This window comes from Bosea sp. AS-1, assembly GCF_002220095.1.
GTDB lineage: Bacteria > Pseudomonadota > Alphaproteobacteria > Rhizobiales > Beijerinckiaceae > Allobosea.
The window spans coordinates 3,722,681-3,744,751 of the sequence record NZ_CP022372.1 but is presented as its reverse complement, the minus strand read 5'-3'; the positions used below and the strand labels follow the sequence as shown (position 1 = coordinate 3,744,751).

The 22,071-nt window shown below is 64.9% G+C and carries 18 protein-coding genes; 13 read left to right on the top strand and 5 right to left on the bottom strand.

Annotated elements, in window-relative coordinates; translation table 11 throughout:
• The first annotated feature begins 4 nt into the window (after positions 1-4).
• From CE453_RS19595 to CE453_RS19580, 4 genes are all read left to right on the top strand, one after another.
• Entirely contained in the window at positions 5-946 is a 942-nt protein-coding gene (locus CE453_RS19595) for an ABC transporter permease (RefSeq protein ID WP_198302157.1), read from the top strand.
• The gene (locus CE453_RS19590) at positions 946-1,818 is read left to right on the top strand and encodes an ABC transporter permease (protein WP_089176101.1); all 873 of its coding nucleotides are present in this window, start codon (positions 946-948) and stop codon (positions 1,816-1,818) included. Before CE453_RS19595 ends, CE453_RS19590 begins: the two co-directional genes overlap by 1 nt.
• A 1-nt stretch (position 1,819) precedes the next feature.
• On the top strand, positions 1,820-3,028 hold the full coding sequence (locus CE453_RS19585) for an amidohydrolase/deacetylase family metallohydrolase (protein WP_089176100.1): 1,209 nt from the start codon (positions 1,820-1,822) through the stop codon (positions 3,026-3,028).
• Between the two features lie 84 nt (positions 3,029-3,112).
• The gene (locus CE453_RS19580; protein WP_089176099.1) at positions 3,113-3,970 is read left to right on the top strand and encodes an IclR family transcriptional regulator; all 858 of its coding nucleotides are present in this window, start codon (positions 3,113-3,115) and stop codon (positions 3,968-3,970) included.
• 29 nt (positions 3,971-3,999) lie between these two features.
• On the opposite strand, the gene CE453_RS19575 is transcribed toward CE453_RS19580, so the two are convergent.
• From CE453_RS19575 to CE453_RS19565, 3 genes are all read right to left on the bottom strand, one after another.
• Positions 4,000-5,820, bottom strand: a complete 1,821-nt coding sequence (locus CE453_RS19575; RefSeq protein ID WP_089176098.1) for an ABC transporter ATP-binding protein/permease — start codon at positions 5,818-5,820, stop codon at positions 4,000-4,002.
• A gap of 62 nt (positions 5,821-5,882) precedes the next feature.
• Positions 5,883-8,057, bottom strand: a complete 2,175-nt coding sequence (locus tag CE453_RS19570) for a glycoside hydrolase family 3 N-terminal domain-containing protein (RefSeq protein WP_248307802.1) — start codon at positions 8,055-8,057, stop codon at positions 5,883-5,885.
• Positions 8,058-8,196: 139 nt separating this feature from the next.
• The gene (locus CE453_RS19565; RefSeq protein ID WP_089176096.1) at positions 8,197-8,964 is read right to left on the bottom strand and encodes an enoyl-CoA hydratase/isomerase family protein; all 768 of its coding nucleotides are present in this window, start codon (positions 8,962-8,964) and stop codon (positions 8,197-8,199) included.
• Between the two features lie 380 nt (positions 8,965-9,344).
• Between CE453_RS19565 and CE453_RS19560 the strand changes: the two genes are divergently transcribed.
• From CE453_RS19560 to CE453_RS19525, 8 genes are all read left to right on the top strand, one after another.
• A complete protein-coding gene (locus tag CE453_RS19560; RefSeq protein WP_089176095.1) occupies positions 9,345-10,355 on the top strand; it encodes an ABC transporter permease in 1,011 nt (336 codons plus the stop codon).
• Positions 10,352-11,233 (top strand): ABC transporter permease, encoded by an 882-nt coding sequence (locus tag CE453_RS19555; protein ID WP_198302156.1) that lies wholly within the window; start codon positions 10,352-10,354, stop codon positions 11,231-11,233. The genes CE453_RS19560 and CE453_RS19555 overlap by 4 nt, the downstream gene beginning before the upstream one ends.
• 43 nt (positions 11,234-11,276) lie before the next feature.
• Positions 11,277-12,887, top strand: coding sequence for an acyl CoA:acetate/3-ketoacid CoA transferase (locus tag CE453_RS19550; RefSeq protein WP_089176094.1), 1,611 nt, complete (start codon positions 11,277-11,279; stop codon positions 12,885-12,887).
• Positions 12,888-12,939: 52 nt separating this feature from the next.
• Complete coding sequence (locus CE453_RS19545; protein WP_089176093.1) at positions 12,940-13,383, top strand: MaoC family dehydratase; 444 nt, start codon at positions 12,940-12,942, stop codon at positions 13,381-13,383.
• A complete protein-coding gene (locus CE453_RS19540; RefSeq protein ID WP_089176092.1) occupies positions 13,380-13,853 on the top strand; it encodes a MaoC family dehydratase in 474 nt (157 codons plus the stop codon). The genes CE453_RS19545 and CE453_RS19540 overlap by 4 nt, the downstream gene beginning before the upstream one ends.
• Positions 13,854-14,003: 150 nt before the next feature.
• Positions 14,004-15,623 carry an ABC transporter substrate-binding protein gene (locus tag CE453_RS19535; protein ID WP_089176091.1) on the top strand — a complete coding sequence of 540 codons (1,620 nt, stop codon included), beginning with the start codon at positions 14,004-14,006 and terminating at the stop codon, positions 15,621-15,623.
• Positions 15,624-15,776: 153 nt separating this feature from the next.
• Complete coding sequence (locus CE453_RS19530; protein ID WP_089176090.1) at positions 15,777-16,754, top strand: NAD(P)-dependent oxidoreductase; 978 nt, start codon at positions 15,777-15,779, stop codon at positions 16,752-16,754.
• Positions 16,751-17,587: an amidohydrolase family protein gene (locus CE453_RS19525; RefSeq protein ID WP_089176089.1), complete on the top strand. Its 837-nt coding sequence runs from the start codon at positions 16,751-16,753 to the stop codon at positions 17,585-17,587. The genes CE453_RS19530 and CE453_RS19525 overlap by 4 nt, the downstream gene beginning before the upstream one ends.
• Before the next feature lie 48 nt (positions 17,588-17,635).
• Here the strand turns inward: CE453_RS19525 and CE453_RS19520 are convergent, their stop codons facing one another.
• Positions 17,636-18,715 carry a LacI family DNA-binding transcriptional regulator gene (locus CE453_RS19520; RefSeq protein WP_089176088.1) on the bottom strand — a complete coding sequence of 360 codons (1,080 nt, stop codon included), beginning with the start codon at positions 18,713-18,715 and terminating at the stop codon, positions 17,636-17,638.
• A gap of 309 nt (positions 18,716-19,024) precedes the next feature.
• On the bottom strand, positions 19,025-20,410 hold the full coding sequence (locus tag CE453_RS19515; protein ID WP_089176087.1) for a polysaccharide pyruvyl transferase family protein: 1,386 nt from the start codon (positions 20,408-20,410) through the stop codon (positions 19,025-19,027).
• Between the two features lie 63 nt (positions 20,411-20,473).
• Here CE453_RS19515 and CE453_RS19510 point away from each other — a divergent pair, with 63 nt between their 5' ends.
• The gene (locus CE453_RS19510) at positions 20,474-22,069 is read left to right on the top strand and encodes a lipopolysaccharide biosynthesis protein (RefSeq protein WP_157733110.1); all 1,596 of its coding nucleotides are present in this window, start codon (positions 20,474-20,476) and stop codon (positions 22,067-22,069) included.
• Positions 22,070-22,071 lie beyond the last annotated feature (2 nt).

The window sequence follows — 22,071 nt, the reverse complement described above, 5'->3', positions numbered from 1 at the left end:
GCGGATGCTACGGTACATCATCCAGCGCATCGTCGGCATGGTCCTGGTGATGGCGCTCGTCGTCACCATCGTCTTCGTCATCGTCCGGGTCACGCCGGGCGATCCGGCCGCCGTCATGCTGGGACCGGACGCCACGTCCCAGGACGTCGCGCAGCTGCGTAGCCGCCTCGGCCTCGATCATTCGATCCTGACGCAATACCTGCTCTATTTCGCCCAGCTGCTGCGGGGTGATCTCGGGCAGTCGATCTTCCTCAATATGCCGGTCGGTTCGGCGCTGCTGGAGCGTGCCGAGCCGACCTTCTTCCTGACCTTGATGTCGCTCGCCATCGCCAGCGTGATCGCCCTGCCGATCGGCATCTATTCCGCCTACCGGCGCGGTTCTGTCGTCGACCAGGTGGCGACGGCACTCGCCATGTTCGCGGCCAGCATCCCGGGCTTCTGGCTGGGTCTGATCCTGATGCAGGTCTTCGCCGTCCGCCTCCAGATCCTGCCGGTTTCCGGCTATGGCGGGCCCGATGCCGGCTTCATCGAGCGGATGCGTCATCTCGTTCTTCCTGCGGTCGCGCTCGGTCTCGTCTCCTCGGCGCTGATCCTGCGCTTCACCCGCGCATCGATGCTCGACGTGCTCGAGGACGACTATGTTCGCACGGCCCGTGCCAAGGGCCTGAGCGAGCGGCGCGTTGTCGTCGGCCATGCGTTGAAGAACGCGCTGATCCCGATCCTGACGGTCATCGGACTGACGGCCGCGGTGCTGATCTCGGGCGCGGTGGTGACCGAAACCGTCTTCGGGCTGCCCGGTGTCGGCAACCTCGTCGTTTCGGCGGTGCTGCGGCGCGACTATCCCGTCATCCAGGGTGCGCTGCTCATCGTGGCGGGCCTCTATGTGCTGATCAATTTCGCGATCGACATGCTCTACCTCGCGATCGATCCCAGGGTGCGCTACTGATGAGCGACCTCAGCCTCGCAACGCCGCGCTCGCACCCCACGGTGCGCTTCTTCCGGCAGCTCCTGCGCCGGCGGACCGTAGCCGCCGGCCTCGTCATCCTGGCGCTGTTCGTGCTGCTTGCAGCCTTCGCGCCGCTGCTCGCCCCCTATGCGCCGGGCAAGCTCTCGATCGTCAACCGATTGAAGCCGCCCTCCGCGACCTACTGGTTCGGCACCGACGAGTTCGGTCGCGACATCTTCTCGCGCATGCTTTATGCGGGCCGCCTCTCGCTCTCCGTCGGTGCCGCCGTCGTGGTGCTGTCGAGCCTCATCGGCGTGACGCTCGGCCTGCTGGCCGGGTTCTTCAAGCGGCTCGACACGCCGATCGCGCGGTTGATCGACGCGATGATGGCCTTCCCGGACATCTTGCTCGCCATCGCGCTCGTCGCTGCGCTCGGCCCTTCGCTGATCACCGTGATCGTCGCGCTCTCGATCGTCTACGCGCCGCGCCTGGCCCGGATCGTCAGGGCCGCGACCCTGGTCACCCGCGAACTGCCCTATGTCGAGGCGGCGCGCGCCTTCGGCAACACCACCTTCCGCATCATGACCCGGCATGTGCTTCTCAATCTTGTCTCGCCGATCTCCGTGCAGGCCACCTTCATCTTCGCCAGCGCCATGCTGGCCGAGGCGGGACTCTCTTTTCTCGGCCTCGGTGTCAGCCCCGAGATTCCGACCTGGGGGACGATGATCGCGGCCGGGCGCCAATATATCGGCCAGGCCGACTGGATGACCTATTTCCCCGGCTTCGCGATCGTGCTCGCCGTGCTGTCGCTGCAGATGCTCGGCGACGGCTTGCGCGACATGCTCGACCCGCGCCTGCGCAAGGATCTCTGAGATGACGTCCGCATCCTCCGGCAAGCCGTTGCTGCTCGCCAACGCCAAGCTCGTCGCCTTCGGGCCCGGCATGCCGAGCGGCAACAGCGACGTTCTCGTCGATGCGCAGGGAAAAGTCGCCGCCGTAAGCCCGGGGCTGTCCGCGCCGGCTGATGCGACGCGCATCGATCTCGGCGGCGCCTTCGTTTCGCCGGGCTGGGTCGACCTCCACGTCCATATCTGGCACGGAGGCACCGACATCTCCCTGCGCCCGCGCGAATGCGGCGCAGAGCGGGGCGTTACCACCCTCGTCGATGCCGGCTCGGCCGGCGAGGCGAATTTCCACGGCTTTCGCGAATACATCATCGAGCCGGCTCGCGAGCGCATCAAGGCCTTCCTCAATCTCGGCTCGATCGGGCTGGTGGCCTGCAACCGCGTTCCGGAACTGCGCGACATCAAGGATATCGACCTCGATCGCATCCTCGAATGCTATGCCGAGAACAGCGAGCACATCGTCGGGATCAAGGTCCGCGCCAGCCATGTCATCACCGGCTCCTGGGGCGTCACCCCGGTCAAGCTCGGCAAGAAGATCGCCAAGATCCTGAAGCTGCCGATGATGGTGCATGTCGGCGAGCCGCCCGCCCTCTATGACGAGGTGCTGGAGATCCTGGGGCCGGGCGACGTCGTCACCCACTGCTTCAACGGCAAGGCCGGATCGAGCATCATGGAGGACGAGGACCTGTTCACGCTGGCCGAGCGCTGCGCGGCCGAGGGCGTGCGGCTCGACATCGGCCATGGCGGTGCCTCCTTCTCCTTCAAGGTAGCCGAAGCCGCGATCCAGCGCGGATTGATGCCGTTCTCGATCTCGACCGATCTGCACAATCGCTGCATGAACTTCCCGGTCTGGGACTTGGCGACCACCATGTCGAAGCTGCTTTCGGTCGGCATGCCCTTCGAGAACGTGCTCGAGGCGGTGACGCATGCGCCTGCCTCGGTCATCAAGCTGTCGATGGCGGACCGGCTTGCTGTCGGCCAGCGCGCCGATTTCACTGTCTTCGACCTCGTAGACGGCGATCTCGAGGCAACCGATTCCAATGGCGACGTCTCGCGCCTGACGCGGCTTTTCGAGCCGCGCTATGCGGTGATCGGCACCGAGGCGATTGCGGCGAGCCGCTATGTGCCGCGGCCGCGCCGGCTCGTGCGACACAGCCACGGGCTCTCCTGGCGCTGATGCCGATGGCTGCGGCCGCTGTGGCGGGAAACGGCGAGCTGAAAGGACGGAATCCGTTTGCAGGACACCGATAGAAGCACGGCCATGAAGGATGTGACGCAAGCGAAGCAGGCGGTGGGCGACGCCCGGAAGCCTGCGCCGCCTCGCTCGCGCGTCAGCGGGCTCGACCGGGCCGTTCAGGTCCTCGATCACCTCCAGCAAGCGGGGCGTGCATCGACGGCCTACGAGATCGCGCGGGCGATCGGCGCGCCGCTCTCGACCATCTACACCATCGTCGAGGATCTGCTCGACAAGGGCCTCCTGGCCAAGGCCAGCGATGGCGGCGTCTGGCTCGGCCCGAAGCTCTACCATTACGGCCTGGCCTACGCCCGGGACCTCGAGATCGTCACCGTCGCCACGCACGAGATGCACACGCTTGCGCGCGAGGTCGGTGAAACCGTCCAAGTCTGCGGCCGTGACGGCAATATGATGGTCGTCGAGGCGATGGCGGAGGGGCCCGGCCACTTCAACGTGACCTCCCGCGTCGGTACGCGCGTGCCGCTGAACTGGACGGCATCCGGCCGCCTTCTCGTCGCGGGGATGGATCGGGCCGAGCAGGCCGTCCTGTTCCGCGAGGGGGCCAAGACGTCGCCGACGGGGCGCGCCGTCACGGATGCCGCGGAGTTGGTCGATCAGGCGCGGGAGGCGCTAGCTGCCGGTGTCGCGATCCAGGCGGGCGAGTCGGATTTCGCCGTGGCTTGCATCGCTGCTCCGGTCCTGGATCCCGACGGGCATTGCCCGATCACGATCTCGATCGTGCTGCCGGAGTTCCGTGTGACCGAGGACCGCTCGCATTTCGTCGAGGCGGTCAAGGCGGCCGCACGCCGTATCGAAGACAAGCTCGGCTGGCGCGCCAGATCTGCAACTGTTCGGGATTTCGGCCTGATAAAGCCGCGGGCGTGACTCGCCGCGGCGCGACGCCGCGTTGTTCTTCAGCTTGGATTGGGAGCTACGCGATCGGCTGGCGCCCCCGGCTTGCCCGACGCCGTTCTCCCGGATTTGCTGCGCTGGGCGTGCTTGAGATGGATCGTGCGCTTGAAGAAGTGACGGCCGATATCACTGTCGGTGCTGACGATGGTGCATCTGCCGAGCTTTGCCGCAAAGGCAGCCATCAGCGCGGCGCGATGTTTTTCGGACACCGCGCCCAGTGAATCGTTGAGAAAGACCCAGCGCGGCGCGTGCAGGAAGACGCGGGCGAAACCGAGGGTCTGCTGCTCTTCGAGCGACAGGCGCCTGTCCCAGTCGATTTCACGGTCGAGGTCCTCCACGAGACGGTCGAGGCCGACCGAACTGAGCGCATCCGCATAGTGCTCGTCGGTGTAGTCGGGGGCGTCGGCCGGATAGGCGAGGGCGACTCTCAACGTGCCGATCGGAAAATACGGGCGCTCCGGCAGGAACAGCATATCCGCCCGCGGCGGCAGGCCGATGCGGCCGTCGCCCCAGGGCCAGAGACCGGCCAGGCTCATGAACATCGTCGTCTTGGCGGCCGCGCTGTCGCCCTCGATCAGGACATGCTCGCCGGTTTTCAGCTCGATCTTGTGATCCTCCAGGGCGGCGCACTCGACCAGCGATCCCGGCAGGTAGGCCTCCACATCTTCCAGGATCAGGGAGTCGGACGGAGCTTCGTAGAAGGTGATCCGGTGCTGGTCGCCATGCAGCTGCTCGATATGCTGAAGCTTGTCGCGCAGGGCCATGATCCGCAGCAGCGTCGCCCGCCAATCCGCGATCTTCGAGAAGTTGTCGACGAACCAGCGCAGGGCGTACTGGACCTGGTTGAACGCGCCGACCGCGATCATCAGCGATCCAAGGGTGAGCTGGCCGCCGAAATAGCCGGGCGACGCGATGACGAAGGGCGCTGCCATGGCGAGCCAGCCATGGCCCGACGTGACCCAGGTCAGCGAGACGATGCCGCTGGCGAGCTGGCGCGCCAGGGACTGGACCTTGTGAAAGGTCTGGTCGAGATGGCTGCGCTCGTCGCTTTCGCCCTGGTAGAGCACGATCGCTTCCGACCGTTCGGCGACCCTGATCAGGGCCACCCTGAAATCGGCCTCGCGCGCATAGCGCTCGGCATTCAGATCGATCAGCGGCCGGCCGACGCGCCACGCCAGCCAGGACCCGATCGCCGCATAGGCGATCGCGCACCAGACCATGTAGCCGGGGATGGTGACGTTGCCATGCCCGAAATTGAAGACGACCTGCTCCGAGAGGATCCAAAGCACCCCGATGAAGCTCAGGAGCATCAGCGAGGCCTGCAACAGACCGTTGCCGAGATCGACCGAAAGCTCGGTCAGGTGGCGGGCGTCTTCATGGATGCGCTGGTCGGGATTGACGCCGGCTTCGCCGGCGAAGGCGAGCAGATAGGCCCGCTTGGGCTTCAGCCATTCGTCGAGCAGGTCCCGGGTCAGCCAGCCCCGCAGCCTCACCTTGCCGACCTCCGTGAGCCAGGCCTGGGCGACGACGAGCAGCAGCAGGACGGCGATGATCGACAGGAATACCAGGAGCTGGTGGCCGAAAGCTCCGAGGTCACGGTTCTGGAGAGCGTCGTAGAGCGCGCCCTGCCAGTTGTTCAGCCGGATCTGAAACACCGCGTTGGTCGCAATCACGACCACGCTGCCGACGGGCAGGAACAGGAGGGCGTCGCGCCGCGGCGACGAGCCCATCGCCTTGATCAGGAGCCAGAGCTGGTGCAGGACGCCGCTCGCCGGAACATCCAGCATCGAAGCGGTTGCAGGCCGTGCGGAAGGGTTATCCATCGGAGCGCTCGAGGGGCGGCGCGGCGCTCATGCGTCAGGCCATCTGTTGCTCATATATGGGCCTATGCCGTCCCGATCGAGGCTGGACGTACCCGCAGCTCGAGCGTTTGCAGCCGCGCCAGGTCGGCGCTCGGCCCGACCAGGATTTCGAAGGTGCCCGGTTCGAGCGTCGGCTCGAGATCGGGGCCGAGAAAGCTGAGCTGATCGGGAGACAAGGTGAAGCGCATCGTTTTCATTTCCCCCGGTGCGAGCGCGACCTTGGCGAAGTCCTTCAACTCGAGCGAAGGCCGCGTGATCGATGAGACGAGGTCGCGAATGAACAGGAATACCGTGTGTTCGCCGGCCATTGGCCCCGTATTCCTGACGTCGACCAGAATCTCCGTGGTCTCTTCCGCGGTGATGGTCCACTTGGTCGCGCGGGGATTGGTCATCGCGAAGCTGGCGTAGGACAGGCCATGGCCAAACGCGAAGCGCGGGTCATTCGGAATATCGAGGTACTTGCTGGAAAAATGCTCTTCCTCCAGCCGCGGGCGGCCCGTCGGGCGTTCTGCGAAGAAGATCGGGATCTGGCCGACATCGGCCGGCCACGACATTGTGAGCCTGCCGCTCGGATTATGCGCCCCGCTCAGCAGGTCGACGATGGCGCCGGCGCCCTCGGAGCCGGGATGCCAGACGGCGAGGATCGCCTTGGCGCGCTCCACCAGCCAATCCGGCAGGATCAGTGGCCGCCCCGAGAACAGCAGGACGACGACCGGCTTGCCCGTCTCCAGCATCGCACGCGCCAGATCCTGCTGGGGCTGGGGCAGCCCGGGATAGGCGCGGCTGCTGGCCTCGCCCGCCATATCGACCCTTTCACCGACGCAAAGCACGATCACATCGCTCTGCCGCGCATCTCTTAGCGCTGCGTCGAGGCCGCTCTCGCTCGGCTGTTCGACGGCGCTTCCCGTTGCGGCCGATATCGCGGCCTGGGGAAACGCAGCCTTGAATTGGTCGATCAGCTCGGAGATGCGCTCGACGGTATCCGGTTCCGAGTTTCCGCCCACGATTTGGCCGAAGGGGCCGACGACCGCGATCGACTTCAAATTCTTCTTGAGCGGCAACGTGCCCTCGGCATGGGTCAGGAGCACGATCGACTTGCGCGCGGCTTCGCGCGCCAGGGCGCGCCTCGCGGGTTGGGCCTTGGTGGCCGCGATGGCTTCTGGCGAACCGCAACGGCGATAGGGATCGTCGAACAGGCCTAGCCGCAGCTTGAGCAGCAGGACGCGCCGCACCGCCTCGTCGATGGTCGCCATGTCGACAAGGCCCCGGTCGAGCGCCTCGGGCAGGCCGTCGTAATAGGCTCCCTTGCCCATCATGTCGATGTCGACGCCAGCGTTCAGCGCAAGCGCCGCAGCCTCGGCCGGGTCCGCCGCGACGCCGTGTACCAGCAACTCGGCGACAGAGCTCCAGTCGCTGACCATCACCCCGTCAAAGCCCCAGCGCTCGCGAACCAGGCCGCGCAGGAGCCGCTTGTTGATCGACATCGGCGTGCCGTTGAGATCGATGAAGGCCGGCATGATGCAAGCCACGCCGGCCTCGACCGCCGCCTTGAACGGCGGCAGGTAGACCTCGTGCAGCAGCCGCTCCGACATGTCGACAGAGGCGTATTCGCGCCCGGCCTGGACGGCTCCGTAACCGGCGAAATGCTTGGCGGTCGCGGCGATCGCCATGGGCGAGGCGAGATTGGCGGTCTGGTAGCCACGCACCTTCGCCCGCGCGAGCCGTTGGCCGACGAGAGGGTCTTCACCGGGTCCTTCGAGCGTGCGGCCCCAGCGTGGATCCCGCGCGATGTCGATCATCGGGGCGAAGGTGAGGTCGATGCCTTCGACACCGCATTCTTCCGCCGCGACGCGGGCCGTGGCTTCCCACAAGGCCGGGTCAAGGGCTGCCGATTCCCCGAAGGGAATGGGAAACATTGTCCTCAACCCGTGGAGCACATCCAGCGAGAAGAAGAGCGGGATCTTGAGGCGCGAGCCCTCGACGGCATGCCGTTGAGCATCGCGGATGCGGTCCGGTCCGACCAGGTTCAGGAGGCTGCCGACTTCGCCGTTCTGGATAGCGGCGGAGGTGACCGGCGCGGAGGCGGGGCCCGTCTGGACCAGCTCGCCACTCAGCATCGTGAGCTGCCCGAGCTTCTCTTTCAGCGTCATCGCGCCGATCAGTTTTTCGATCCCACGACGGTCAAAAGGCGCCTTCACGGATCTTCCCCCGAAACGCTGCTCTCGAAGCATCCACAATGGCTCAGGATTGCGGCCGGCACACGCGAATTGGTGCCGGGGCAGGCCAGCGATTTTGTGGCCTCGGGACCGGACGACGTCCGCGCCTTCCACCGAAGTGTCAACGTTCGAAGGCGGCTTCGCGCTTCTCCCGAAAGGCGTTGATGCCTTCCATGTGGTCGCCGGCCGAGAAGCAGAGCACGTTCATCTCGTTCTCATAGGTGATACCGGCCGAAAGCGTGGCGTTCATCGACATGCGCACCGCAGCCTTCACGGACTCGACGGCGACCGGGCTATAGCTGGCGAAGAGACGGCACAGCGCACGGGCGCGCTCGACCTCGCCGCCATCCTCCACCACCTCCTCGACGATGCCCAGCCGAAGAGCCTCGCTGGCATCGATCGGCTCTCCGCTCAGCAGCAACTTCATCGCCTGGCCATAGCCGATGAGGCGCGGCAGCATCTGCGAGGCGCCGCCACCGCCGACCCAGCCGCGCGTCACCTCCGGAAAGCCGAGCTTCGCGCTTCTCGCCATGATGCGGATGTCGGCCGAAAGGGCCATCTCGGCGCCGCCGCCGAGCACCCAGCCATGGAGCGCTGCGACGACCGGCTTGCGCATGTTGCGGATCGCCGTCGCATACTCGATGCGGTTGCGGAATTTCCACGCCGTCGCATACTCTGCGAGGGCGTTGAGATCGCTGCCGGCACAGAAGGCCTTGTCGCCTGCGCCGCGCAGCAGGATGGCGTGCACGCTGTCGTCACGGTCGAATTCACGGGCAAGGCGCTCGATTTCGGCTGCCATGGCCGGCGTTACGGCGTTGAGTTTGCGGGGGCGGTTGAGAACGAGTTCGGCGACGGCGCCTTCGCGCTCGACCTGGATTTCGTCAGTCATTTCGAGTTCTCCCTGATGGTCGACGTTTGGCTGAAGTTTCCAGATTTCCGCGCCGCCCGACGCTATGAGGCCTCGCTGCCGGCGAGCCGGAGCCGTCGACGGGCCTTCAGATTCAACTCATCGGCGCGGGGCGCCCGAACGGTCCTTTTCCCGCCGCGGGATGGTCGGTCGACGGTTGCGCCGTCCATCAAACTGCTCTAAAAATTTGCCAGATAGATCGATCTAGTAGAACGATATAAAAGACGAAAAGAAGAATCGATAAAAAATTCAGGGAGCGGGAATGCAGGGAGCAAAGCATCTCGTCGGATCAGGCAGCATCCGTGGCCGCGACCGGGCAGGCGCCGTCGCGGGACAAGTGATCGTGCGTCGAGGCTGAAGCCATGCTGCGCTACATCACCTCGCGGCTCGGCACGACGGTGGTCATGGCGCTCCTTGCGACGCTCGTCATCTTCCTCATCGCCAATACCGTGCCGGGTGACCCGGTTCTGGCGCAACTCGGTGACGTCGCGGCTTCGAACAAGGAATTCGTCGCCGAATGGCGGGCGCGCTACGGGCTCGACCTGCCGATGTGGCATCGCTACTGGATCTTCCTGACGGGGCTGCTGCAGGGGGATCTCGGCCAGTCGATCGCCTCGCAGCGGCCTGTCCTCGACGATATCCGCGAATATGTGCCGGCGACGCTGGAGCTCGCCACCGTCTCCTTCCTGCTGTCGCTTGCGGTCGGCATCCCGCTCGGCGTGATGGCGGCGGTGAAGCGCGATACCTGGGTCGATCACCTGGCCCGCGTGGTCTCGCTGATCGGGGTCTCCTCGCCGACGTTCTGGCTCGCCTTCATCGTGCTGGCGATCTTCTATGGCGGGCTCGAGATCGCGCCAGGTCCCGGCCGCCTCGATCCGATCGCGCTGCCCCCACCGAGCGTCACAGGTCTGCTGCTGATCGACGCGACGATTGCGGGAGACTGGGCGACCCTCCGCGACGCGGCCGCCCATCTCGTCCTGCCCTCGATCGTGCTGGCGGCCGCGACGCTCGGCCTGATCACGCGGACGACACGCGCGAGCATGCTTGAGAGCATCCAGCAGGACTATGTCCGTACCGCCCGTGCGAAGGGTTTGAAGGGATCGCGGGTGGTCATCGGCCATGTCCTGCGCAACGCGCTGATCCCGGTCATGACCCTCGGCGGCCTGGCCTATGCCAATCTGCTGACCGGGGCGGTGATGACAGAGACGATCTTCTCCTGGCCCGGGCTCGGACGATATACCTTCCGCAGTGCGGCGGCCCTGGATTTTCCTGCGATCATGGGCATCACGCTGGTCGTCGCCTTCGTGTACCTGCTGATCAATCTCCTGATCGATGTCAGTCACGCGCTGCTCGATCCGCGGGTGGCCCGTTGAGCGCGGCGGAAGCCCGAGGGCATGCGCCGGCGGCGGTGGAGCCGGCCGTCACCAAGATGCAGCTCTGGCGAAAGCGTTATGGGCTTGCGGCCTTTGGTCTGGCCGTGGTGCTGGCCTGGATACTGGTCGCGATCTTCGCGCCGCTGCTCAGCCCTTACGATCCCAATTTCGTGGATGTCGCCAACCGGCTCAAGGTGCCGTCCTGGCAGCATTGGCTCGGCACCGACATGCTCGGGCGCGACGTGTTCACACGGCTGATCTTCGGCGCGCGGATCTCGCTGACGACGGGGTTCGTCGTGGTCCTCGTCGGAGCTCTCATCGGCACGCTGCTGGGCGGCGTGGCGGCCTATGCGCGCGGTTGGGTCGAGGAAGCGATCATGCGCCTCACCGACCTCGTCATGTGCTTCCCGCCGATCATCCTTGCGCTGGCGATCGCGGCGGCGCTCGGCATCGGCACGACCAACACGATCATCGCCATGCTCGTCGTCTGGTGGCCTAAATTCGCGCGGCTCGCCCATTCGCTGGTGATCGTCCAGCGTTCCCAGGAATACGTGGAATCCGCGACCGTCATCGGCTGCTCGCCGGTCCGCATTCTCGGCCGCCATATCATCCCGAATTCGGTCGGGCCGCTGATCGTGCTGGTCACGCTCGACATCGGCAATGCGATCATCACCTTCGCGGGTCTCTCCTTCCTCGGCCTCGGCGTCGTGCCGCCAACGCCGGAATGGGGCTCGATGGTCGCGGAAGGGCGCGAACTCGTCCAGCAATGGTGGGTCGCGGCATTCCCGGGCCTTGCCATCCTGACGATCGTGCTCGGCTTCAACTTCTTCGGCGACGGCGTGCGCGACTGGCTCGATCCGAAGGCGCGCGACAGGTGAGCCGCTTTATCTGCTGACTGGACGAAAACCCGGGAGGACCCCCGTGCGAGTGACCACTGCCGACGAGGCCGCCAGCCATATCCGGGATGGGGACACGATCGTGATCGGCGGGTCGGGCGGCGGCCACGCCGTGCCGGACGCGCTGATGGCAGCGGTGGAGAGGCGCTTCCTTGCCGAAGGGGCGCCGCGCGGCATCAGTGCGGTGCATCCGGTCGGACTTGGCGACGGCGGCGATCTCGGCATGGGGCATTTCGCCCATGAGGGGCTGCTGAAACGTGCGATCGGCGGCACCTTCGTCAACTCGCCGAAGATTTCGGACATGGCGCTCGCCGACAAGATCGAGGGCTACACCTTGCCGCAGGGGGCCCTGTCCCAGCTCATGCGCGAGATCGCGGCCGGCCGGCCCGGGCTGATCACCAAGACCGGTCTGCACACCTTCGTCGATCCGCGTCATGGCGGCGGGCGGCAGAGCCGGTCGGCGCCCGAGGGCGTTGTCGAGCTGATCGATTTCAAGGGTGAGGAATACCTCTTCTTCAAGAGCTTCAAGATCGATGTCTGCTTCCTGCGCGGCACCACGGCCGACGAGGACGGCAATGTCACGATGGAGCAGGAGGCGATCTACGGCGAGATGATCTCGGAGGCGCAGGCGACGAAGCGCTGCGGCGGGCTCGTCATCGTGCAGGTGAAGCGGCTCGCCCAGCGCGGCACGCTGCCGGCGAAGCAGGTGAAGATCCCCGGCATCCTCGTCGACCTTGTGGTGGTCGAGCCGAAGCAGCGGCAGACCTACATCACTGAATACTCGCCTTCCTATGCAGGCGAGTTGAAGATGCCGCTGTTCGACATCCCGGTGCTGCCCTTCGATCCGCGCAAGATCATCGCGCGCCGCGCCGCCATGGAGCTGTTCCCTGGTGCCATCTGCAATCTCGGCTCGGGCATCTCGACTGGCATCGCCAATGTCGCGGCTGAGGAAGGGGTGCTCGACGAAGTCTGTCTCACCAACGAGCAGGGCCTGATCGGTGGCGCGCCGGCCTCAGGCAACGAGGCGGGCGCCGCGCGCAACTTCCAGGCGATGATCGACCAGCCTTATCAGTTCGATTTTTATGATGGTGGCGGGCTCGATCTCGCCTTCCTCTCCTTCGCCGAGGTGGACGAGGAGGGCAACGCCAATGTCAGCCGCTTCGGCGGGCGCATCGTCGGGCCGGGCGGTTTCATCAATATCAGCCAGAACGCGAGGACGGTCGTCTTCTCGGCGACCTTCACCGCCGGCAAGACCGAATTCGACTTCTCCGGTGGCAAGCTCGGCATTCTGAAGGATGGACCTCACCAGAAGTTTGCGAAACGGGTCGAGCAGATCACCTATAGCGGCCCCTATGGTGCGAGGCGCGGCCAGCGCACGCTCTATGTCACCGAGCGGGCGGTGTTCGCGTTGACGGGCGATGGCGTGACGCTGATCGAAATCGCGCCGGGTGCCGATCTCGAGCGCGACGTGCTCGGCCGGATGGGCTTCAGGCCGAAGATCGCCAAGGACCTCAAGCAGATGGATGCGACGCTGTTCAGGCCCGAGCGCATCGGGCTCGATGCGGTCCTTGCCGGCAAGAACCGTCGGCCGCTTCCGCAGCGCCTCGCCGAGGCCAGCCGGATGGCAGCGCAATGAGCGTGTCGACGCAAGCGGCGCCGGCCGGCTTCGTCCAAGCGCGGGGCGGGGCATGAAGCTTCACGTCGCCATCGGCGAGCGGGCCGAATTCCGCAAGACGATCCGCGAAGCCGATCTCCTCGCCTTCTCGGAGATCACGGGAGACCACGATCCCATCCATGTCGACGAGGCCTATGCGGCGCGCAGCCGCTTCGGCAGGCGCATCGCGCATGGCGCGCTCGTCATGGGATTGCTCTCGACCACCGCCTCGATGATCTCGCGGAGGGCCGTGGAGCGCGGTGCCAAGGGCGTCTCCGTCTCGCTGGGTTACGACAGGATCCGCTTCCTGAAACCCGTCTTCATCGATGACACGCTGACCGCCAGCTACGAGATCGAGAGTATCGACGCGGAGAAAGGGCGCAGCCTCTCGAAGGTCGAGGTCGTCAACCAGCATGGCGAGCCCTGCCTTGTCGGCACGCATGTGATGCGCTGGCTGCCGCCGGAGGAGAGCGCATGAGCGGTACTGGGCGGACATTGCCCGCAGGCGAATACTGGTACGAGGACGTCGAGCCCGGCGACACCTACGAGACCGGCAAGATCGTCGTGACCGAAAGCCACATCGTCGGCTTCGCCGGCCTGTCGGGGGATCTCTTCGACGTCCATATGGACGATGAGTTTGCCCGCGAGCAGGGGTTTCCGGGCCGCATTGCGCATGGGTTGCTCGGCCTCTCGATGGCGGACGGACTGAAGAACCGATCCGCTGTCCGCATCATGGGCGTCGCTTCGCTCGGCTGGAACTGGCGCTTCAAGGGGCCGATCCTGGCCGGAGACCGGATCGGCGTGCGCGTCACCTGCGCGGAAAAACGCGTTTCCAGCAAGGGACGCGGCATTCTCACGCTGCATTTCTCCGTCACCAAGCAGACCGGCGAGGAAGTGCAGGCCGGCGAGACTTTCCTCGTCACGCGCTTTCGACCGAAGGAGGGCTGAAAGGGCGGACTGCCCGGCATCGACATTCGGCACAGCTTCGCCACTCGCCCCCACGGAAGGAGGCCGGCTGGAGCGATCAGACCACATAACCGCACAACGCGGACAACCGGCCGCCTCGGCGGCGAGAGCACCCTGGGAGGGGAAACGCAGATGACTGAAAAACTCGGTTGGATGAGCCGCCGCGATCTCGCGAAGCTGCTCGGTGTCGGCGGCGCCGCGATCGCTGCGGGTTTGCCGGAGCGCGTCTATGCGCAGGCCAAGAAGACGACGCTGGTGATCGGTATCGACATCTCCGACACCATCACGCTCGATCCGGCCCGCCAGGCGCAGTACACGCCGCCCATGTCGCTGCTCGCCGCCTACGACATGCTGGTGACGATGAGCCCCGGCGACTACATCAACATCAAGCCGTCGCTCGCCACCAAATGGGCGCGCACGCCGGATGGGAAGGGTTGGCGCTTCACGCTGCGCGACGGGGTGAAGTTCGCCTCCGGCAACCCGATGACGGCCGAAGACGTGAAATGGTCGATGGACCGCGTGCTCTATCTCGGCGACCAGACCGCGCAGTACATCAGCCACGTGCAAGGCACCAACATCGTCGATGACAAGACCGTCGACATCATTCTGAAGGACCCGACCCAGCCGCTGCTCACCATCATCGCGGCACCCGGCTTCCCGGTCTATGACAGCAAGCTCCTGAAGGAGCATGGCGGCGACGCCAGCCCGGAAGCAAAGACGAAGGACAAGGCCACCACCTGGCTCAACAACAACTCGGCCGGCTCCGGCGCCTACAAGCTCGTGCGCTGGGAGCGCAACGCGCAGATCCAGTTCGCGCGTAACGACAACTACTGGCGCGGCAAGCCGCCTTTCGAGCGCGTCGTCATCCGTCACATCTCGGACAGCGCGGCGCAGCTCCTCGCGATCCGCCGCGGCGACATCGACATCGCCTTCAACCTTATCCCCGAGCAGGTCGCGACCCTCAAGGGGGACAAGGACCTGAGGCTGGAAGGCCTGACCAGCCTCGACTTCGTCTATATGGCGTTGACCGAGAACCCGGAGTTCAACAAGGCGCTTGGCGTCAAGGAAGCACGCCAGGCGATCGGCTGCGCGATCGACTATGACGGGATCATCAAGAACCTGTGTGGCGGCGCGGCCGTGCGCCCGGCCAACTTCCTGCCGATCGGCGTCAACGGTTCGACCGAGCAGATCGCCGAGCAGATCCGCTACAAGGAGGATCTCGACAAGGCGAAGCAGCTTCTCCAGAAGGCCGGCCTCGCCGACGGCTTCGAGTTCGAGATCGCTTATGGCAACGCGGCGGTCGCGGGCGTGACCTACCAGACGCTGGGGCAGAAGATCCAGGGCGACCTCGCCCGCGTCGGGATCAAGGTGAAGCTGAACCCGATGGACCAAGTCAATCTGCGCACGACCTACACCGGCAACAAGGCGCAGGGTGGCGTGCTGACCTTCTGGAACCCGCCGGCCGTCGAGAACCTGCTCTGGGCGGCTGCAACCGTCGAGCGCGTGGCCAAGCGCGTGCACTGGAAAGTGCCGCCCGAGACCGACAAGCTGGTGCGTGACGCGGCCGCGACCGAGGATCTGAAGAAGGCTTCCGACCTCTGGGTGGAGTACCAGAAGAAGGTGGTGGACGAGGCGGTCTACTTCGTCCTTTTCCAGCCGATCTACCAGATCGCGGTGCGCGACACCCTTGCCAAGCTGCCCCTGACGGCCTCGGGCTGGCAGCTCGACATGGCGGATGTGAAGCCGGCCTAGGCGCGAGGCGCTCCGCGGCCTGGCGCTGCCATTGCCGTCTTTTCTCGCCTGCAAGGGCGAGGGGACGTCTCGCCATCATCCCTCTCCCGATACGGGAGGGGGCACGGTCCGTGTGCTCTCAAGGCCCTCCGGACCATCCGCGAATGAGGGACCATGAACATCCTGCTCACCCATGCCAATGCGATGCGGCGGCAATATTACGGCGAGCGCGCCCTAGCCGCGCTCCGGGCTCTCGGCGACGTCAGGCTGCATGAGCATGACGAGCCGCTGACCCCTGATGGATTGATCGCGGCCGCGCGGGGCATCGATCTCATTGTCTCGGACCGCATGACCGCCGGCCCGGCCCAAGTTTTCGCCAACCTGCCTGAGTTGAAAGCCTTTTTGCGGGTCGCGGTCGACATCCGCAACATTGATGTCGACGCGGCCTCGAAGGCCGGCGTGCTCGTGACCCGCGCCGGGCCGGGCTTCATGCAGTCCGTCAGCGAAATGGCGCTCGGCTACATGATCGATCTCTCGCGGGGCATTTCGCGCTCCGTCATCGCCTACCGTGCCGGCGAGAAACCCGAGATCCGCATGGGGCGGCAGCTCGCGGGCTCGACGGCTGGCATCATCGGCTTCGGTAGCATCGGGCGTTGCCTCGCCGATCTCCTCGCCAAGATCGGCATGCGCGTGCTGATCCATGATCCCTATGCGAAGGTGGCGGACGAGCGCTTCGCGCAAGTCGACCTCGATACGCTCCTCGCCGAAGCGCACTATGTCGTCTGTCTGGTCGTCGCCAATGAAGCGACCGAGAACCTGATGGATGCCTCCATCTTCCGCCGCATGCGGCCCGACGCGGTTTTTCTCAACCTGTCGCGCGGCAACCTCGTCAACGACGCCGATCTCGTCGCGGCCCTGAAGGAGGGCCGTATCGCCGGTGCGGCGATGGATGTCGGCCGTGCGACGGACCAGATGCCCATGCCCGAGATCGCGGCGCTGCCGAACGTCATCGCTACGCCGCACACCGCCGGGCTGACGCCGCCCGCCATCGAGGCGCAGGCTTTCGACACAGTCGCGCAGGTCGCGGCGCTGGCAAAGGGCGAGGTACCGCCCGGCGCCGTCAATGCAGAGCATTGGAGCAGACGCATATGACGGCACAGGCGAAACCGCGTCTCCAGGCGCCGCAGGGCACCTGCGACACCCATATGCACATCTACGATCCGTCGATGCCCATCGCGCCCACGGCGCTTGGACCTGGCCCGGCCTGGGCGAGCGTCACGGCCTACCGGAGCGTCATGACCGGACTCGGCATCGAGCGCGTGGTCGTCGTTCAGCCAACCTCCTATGGCACTGACAATCGCTGTACCGTGGACGCGATCGCGGCGCTCGGGCTTGAAACCACGCGCGGCATCGCGGTGGTCGATGCGGAGGTCTCGGACGAGGAATTGAAGCGTCTCGACCGCGCGGGCATCCGCGGGGCGCGCTTCCAGATGCTGCCAGGAGGGGCGATCTCCTGGGATGCGCTGGAGCCGGTCGCGACTCGGATCGCGCCGCTCGGCTGGCACTGCCAGGTGCAGATGGACGGCCGGCTCTTCCCCGAGCGAGAGGCGCTGCTGAAACGCCTGCCGACCCCGGTCATGATCGACCACGTCGGCAAGTTCCTGGAGCCCGTCCCGCTCGACCATGACGGGGTGCGGTCGCTTCTGCGGATGCTGGAGACGGGGCGCTTCTGGATGAAGCTTTCGGCACCCTACGAGGTGTCGAAGGTCGGCGCGCCGCTCTACGAGGACGTCGGGGCGATCGCCAAGGCTTGCGTCAGGGCCAATCCCGAACGCCTGGTCTGGGCGAGCAACTGGCCGCATGTCTCGGTCAAGACCCTGCCGGACGATGCTCTGCTGCTCGACATCCTCCTCGACTGGGCACCGAAGCCGGAGGACCGCCAGTGCATTCTGGTGGACACCCCGGCAGCCTTCTACGGCTTCTAAGAGGCGGTTGGGTGCTGAAAGCGGCGCCAGGCCGCATCCTTCCAAGCGTCAGAGCTTGCGCCGCCTGGTTCTGCGCTTGGAGGATCCGGGCGGCACGCCCGTCGTGTCTCTGATGATGAGCTCGGTCGGCAGAAGCACCGTTTCGATCGGGCGCTCGAAATCCTCGATCCGTTTCAGCAGCAGTTGGGCCGCGGTCCGGCCAACGATCTGGCGCGCGACGGCGACGCTGGTGAGGGCAGGGCGCCACAACGTCGCCTCCGCGATGTCGTCGAAGCCGATGACGGAAAAGTCGCGCCCCGGCGTCAGGTTCCGGGACCGGAGCCCAAGCATGGCGCCGAAAGCAATCAGGTCGTTGAAGCAGACCACGGCGGTCGGTGGCTCCGGAAGGTCGAGCAGCGCCAGCAGCTGTGACATGCCGACATCGCGGGTGGCCGCTCCGGACAGCACAAGCCGTGGCTCGATCGCGATCCCGGCCTCGGTCAGGGCGTGGCAGTAGCCCTCGAAGCGCTGCCGGCCCGTGGAAATGTTCTCGTTCAGCCCGAGCATGCCGATGCGGCGATGCCCCAGCTCGAGCAGGTGCCGGGTCGCCGCGATCATCCCGCTGCGGTGATCGGCCTGGACGAGGTCCACCTGAGCCCCGGGGATGGCGCGGGAAACCGATACGCAGGGCAGGCGCCAGGAGCGTAGGAGATCGATGAACGAGGCGCTGGTTCCTGTCGCGGGAACCAGGAGCAGACCGCCGACGCTGTATTCCCGCACCGTCTCGACGAAAGCGCGCTGGCGCGCGATCGATTCATCGGTGTTGCACATGACGATGATGCGGTTCTGCTCCGTCAGCGCGTCCTCCATGGAGGCGACGATCTCGGCGAAGTAGGGGTTCGTCAGATCGTTGACGGCCATCGCGATGAGCCGTGTCTCGGTGGAGCGGAGGCTGGCGGCGCCGCGGTTGTAGACATATCCGAGCGACTTTGCGGCGGCGTGCACCCGGTCATGCGTTCGCTTCGGAATCGTGGGGCTGTTCCGGAGGACGAGCGAGACCGTTGCCTTGGAGACACCAGCGATGTCGGCGATATCGACGAGAGTCGGTCTCGCCGTTGCCTTGCTTCGCTTGTTGTCAGAATCCGCCACGGTGCCATCTGATGCTGGAAACCTGCGCAAGGTCTGGTCGTTCGCGGCGAAGCCGTCAAGCTCCGGCAGGCAAAGCGCAAATGCTCCCGTGACACGACAAACGCAACACGTCGCGGCGAGCCTGTTCCCGATCTGCCGAGAGCCCTGGCAGCTCCTTTCCGGCAGGAGCGCGATTTTGATTGAACGGCCGCAAGAGCAGGGCGGAAACCCGACGGTGCTGTCCCCCTCGAGGGGGCGCTACGGTCCTACCTGCATCTCGACCAGGTCAGGCAAAGGGGCAATCCGCGGCGTCTCAACCTGGTATTCGATTCAGGAATTTCGCCGCGCCCGCGGAGCATAATCGCTGACAGGCAGAGCAATGGGTACGTTACCCTCGTCGGGGAAGCGTCCAAGGTTATTTCCAGCATATTGAGCCGTTGTGTCTGCTGGGATGCCGAGCGCCCGCTTGTATTGATCGTCGAGCTCACCGCGAAATTCATGCACTTTCTGTACGATCTGCGCTTTGATGTCCTTGGCGTCAGCGGTCAGCAGCTCGAAGGTTTGGGCCAGCGTGTCTGAATCAAAGCCGTGAATATCCAGGCAATAGGCTGCCATGCCCATTGCGCTCATCAATGATGCGCATTTGTGGTGGAAGGAAATGGCAATGACCGGCTTGCCGCCAAGCAATGCCAGAAGGACGTTGTGAAACCGGGTCGCCACGACAAAATCCGATGTGGTCAGTGCCGCCGACAGGCTTTCGAAGGAGGTAACCGGCTCGTCGATGATCGCGCTCTTCTCATTCTGCTTGGCGTCTTCGATGAGCAATTGAACAAAATGGTCTCTGGCTGGAGCATCGACGGTGTCTCCTATCAGGGGTCTTACCTTGTAGCCTTTGGAGATCAGCCACCTGGAGAACTGGGTCAGCTTGTTCCAGTAATCCTGGTCCGTCGACGCGCTGGGATTGGGTACGCTGTAATTCCCTGCATAGGTCATGACGCCCAGGCCGATTTCCTGGGTCTTGCTTTTGCTGGGTGGCGAGGTCGGTATCGGGAGGCTGAATGCGAGATCGGGATAGACGGGATCACGGCTTGCGTCGAACCCGATACTCGCCAGGTACTGGCGGCTGGAAATCTCTCGGTACGACCGGAAGTCGGCCAGCCGCAGTGCGGACTTGACGAAGAAGCGGCCGCGTCGGCTATAGAGCGGTCCGACGCCCACGCTGAGAAACAGCAGTCGGCACCCACACAGTTTCGCGATGACCGCCCATCGGAAAAGGCTGTAAGGCCCCCCTCCCTTGAGCCCGAAAACATCCGTGAGCAGCCCCGTTCCCGGGATGATCAGCATTTGCGCACGTCTAAGCGCGGTAAAGCCGGAAATCCACCTCCGTAACTCTGCGGCAGGCCCGAGGATGGCCTTGCACGCAAAGCGCCCAAGCGAAGTCTTGGCTATCCATGTATTAAAAAACGGCCGATCGACCGGAATAGCTTCGATGTCGTCAGCTTTTGCGGCATTTTCGTGGTCGTCTGTTATACAAATGAACCTGGAGTTAGGGTATATTCTGCGGATATTGTAAAGAGCGGCTTGAAGGCTGCATTCGTTACCAAAATTAGTCGAGTTAAAGTGGCCGAAGAAAGCTATGACCGTAGGCCCATTTCTGTGCATGGTCTTGCCTTCCAAAGAGATACGCCACTTGACATCAACGCGCAGTGGTTGCATTCATAGCATATCTGCGTGCATTTCTCAATCGGTTAACTTTTTGAGTTAGTTATCGCATCTGGGGTGCGCCTGCCGTTTCGATGTTGCACGCGTGAAGCGGGGAGCGGGCTATTGATAAGCAACCGCAATATCTCCTCGCAGATGCTCATCAACCAGAGCGTGCTTTCCTCCCATCATCTCCGAGATGCTCTTGGGAAGCGCACGATTGTCGGAGGTGCCATCGCGGTAGGCGCTCAGCTCGTGCGTTTCGCCTTGCAGGTGACTGGCTCGGCCGTGCTTGCTCGCCTGCTTGAGCCGAGCCAGTTTGGTCTTGTCGCCATGGGCGGCACTGTAACCGCATTCATCGTCGTTCTGACCGAGCTCAACGTCGCGACGGCCGCGGTGCAGCAAGAAGAGTTGGACCAGAACACGGCCAGCGCCCTGATGTGGATCGCGGTCGGCATGGGGCTTTTGGCATTCCTCCTGGCCGCGGTTGCTGCGCCGGTCTCGCTTTGGTTTTTCGACGACCGGCGCTTGCCGCTCGTGGTGTTGTGCCTCGGCCTGACTGCGCCGATCTACGCGATCGGGGCGTTGCCCACCGCATTGCTGACCCGCAACATGCGTTGGCTCGATCTGCAGGTCGCTTCGCTCGGTGGTCTTGCGATCAGCCTCGTGGTCGCCGTCATCGCAGCGAAGCTGTTCGCTGCCGGCTATTGGGCGCTCATCATTCAAGCCTGGGTGACGGCGCTGACGACGACGGTGGCGGCGTGGATCTTGTGCCCGTGGCGGCCGAGCCTCGTGAAAGATTGGTCGGCCGTCAGATCATCGCTCAAATTTGGCTCTCACCTGACCGGCGCGATGATCCTGAACTACTTCCATCAGCAGCTCGACAACATCCTGATCGGCGCGCGCTGGGGCTCGGTCGAGCTCGGCTTCTATTCGCGCGCCTATAATCTGCTGATGATACCGCTCAATTTTCTGAGTGGGCCGCTGGGCTCTGCCATGATCCCGGCGTTGAGCCGGCTGCATCGCGAGCCTGCAAAATGGCGCGAAGCCTATCTCGACGCTTTGAGCGTCATCACCTTCGTCGGCGCCGGGATGGCCGGTCTGCTTTACGGAGGCGCCTCGCCCATCGTCGATCTGGTGCTTGGCTCGCAATGGCAGCCTGTGAAGCTGATCTTCAGTTGCCTGGTGCTCGGCATGCTGGCCTCCGTTCCGATGAGTGCCACCGGCTGGATCTATATCTCGACCGGCCGCACCGACCGCATGTTCTACTGGAGCCTGATCGGCGTCCCGATCTATGTCGCCTCGTTCCTGATCGGGCTTCCGTACGGCGCCGTCGGCGTGGCGCTGTGTTACAGCATGTCGCGCTACGTCGCGTTCTTCCCGTCGATGTTCATGGCCATCTATCGGACGAACATCACCATTTTCGATATTCTCGCGGTCATCGCCGTGCCGACGTTCGCTGCGGCCGCAATCGGTTTCATGCTCGCGCGGGCCGTGGCGGATCTTTCGATCGCGCCGGCGCTGGCGGCCGTGGCGGTCGCGGGGCTGCTTTACGTTGGGGTTTGCGCCCTCGCGGTGCTGCGCCTGCCAGTCTATCGACGCCTGCGAAGCCGCGGGCTCGACATACTCGGCGGCGCCTCCGCGCGCCTTCTGCGGCGCGGATCACCCGGTTGAAG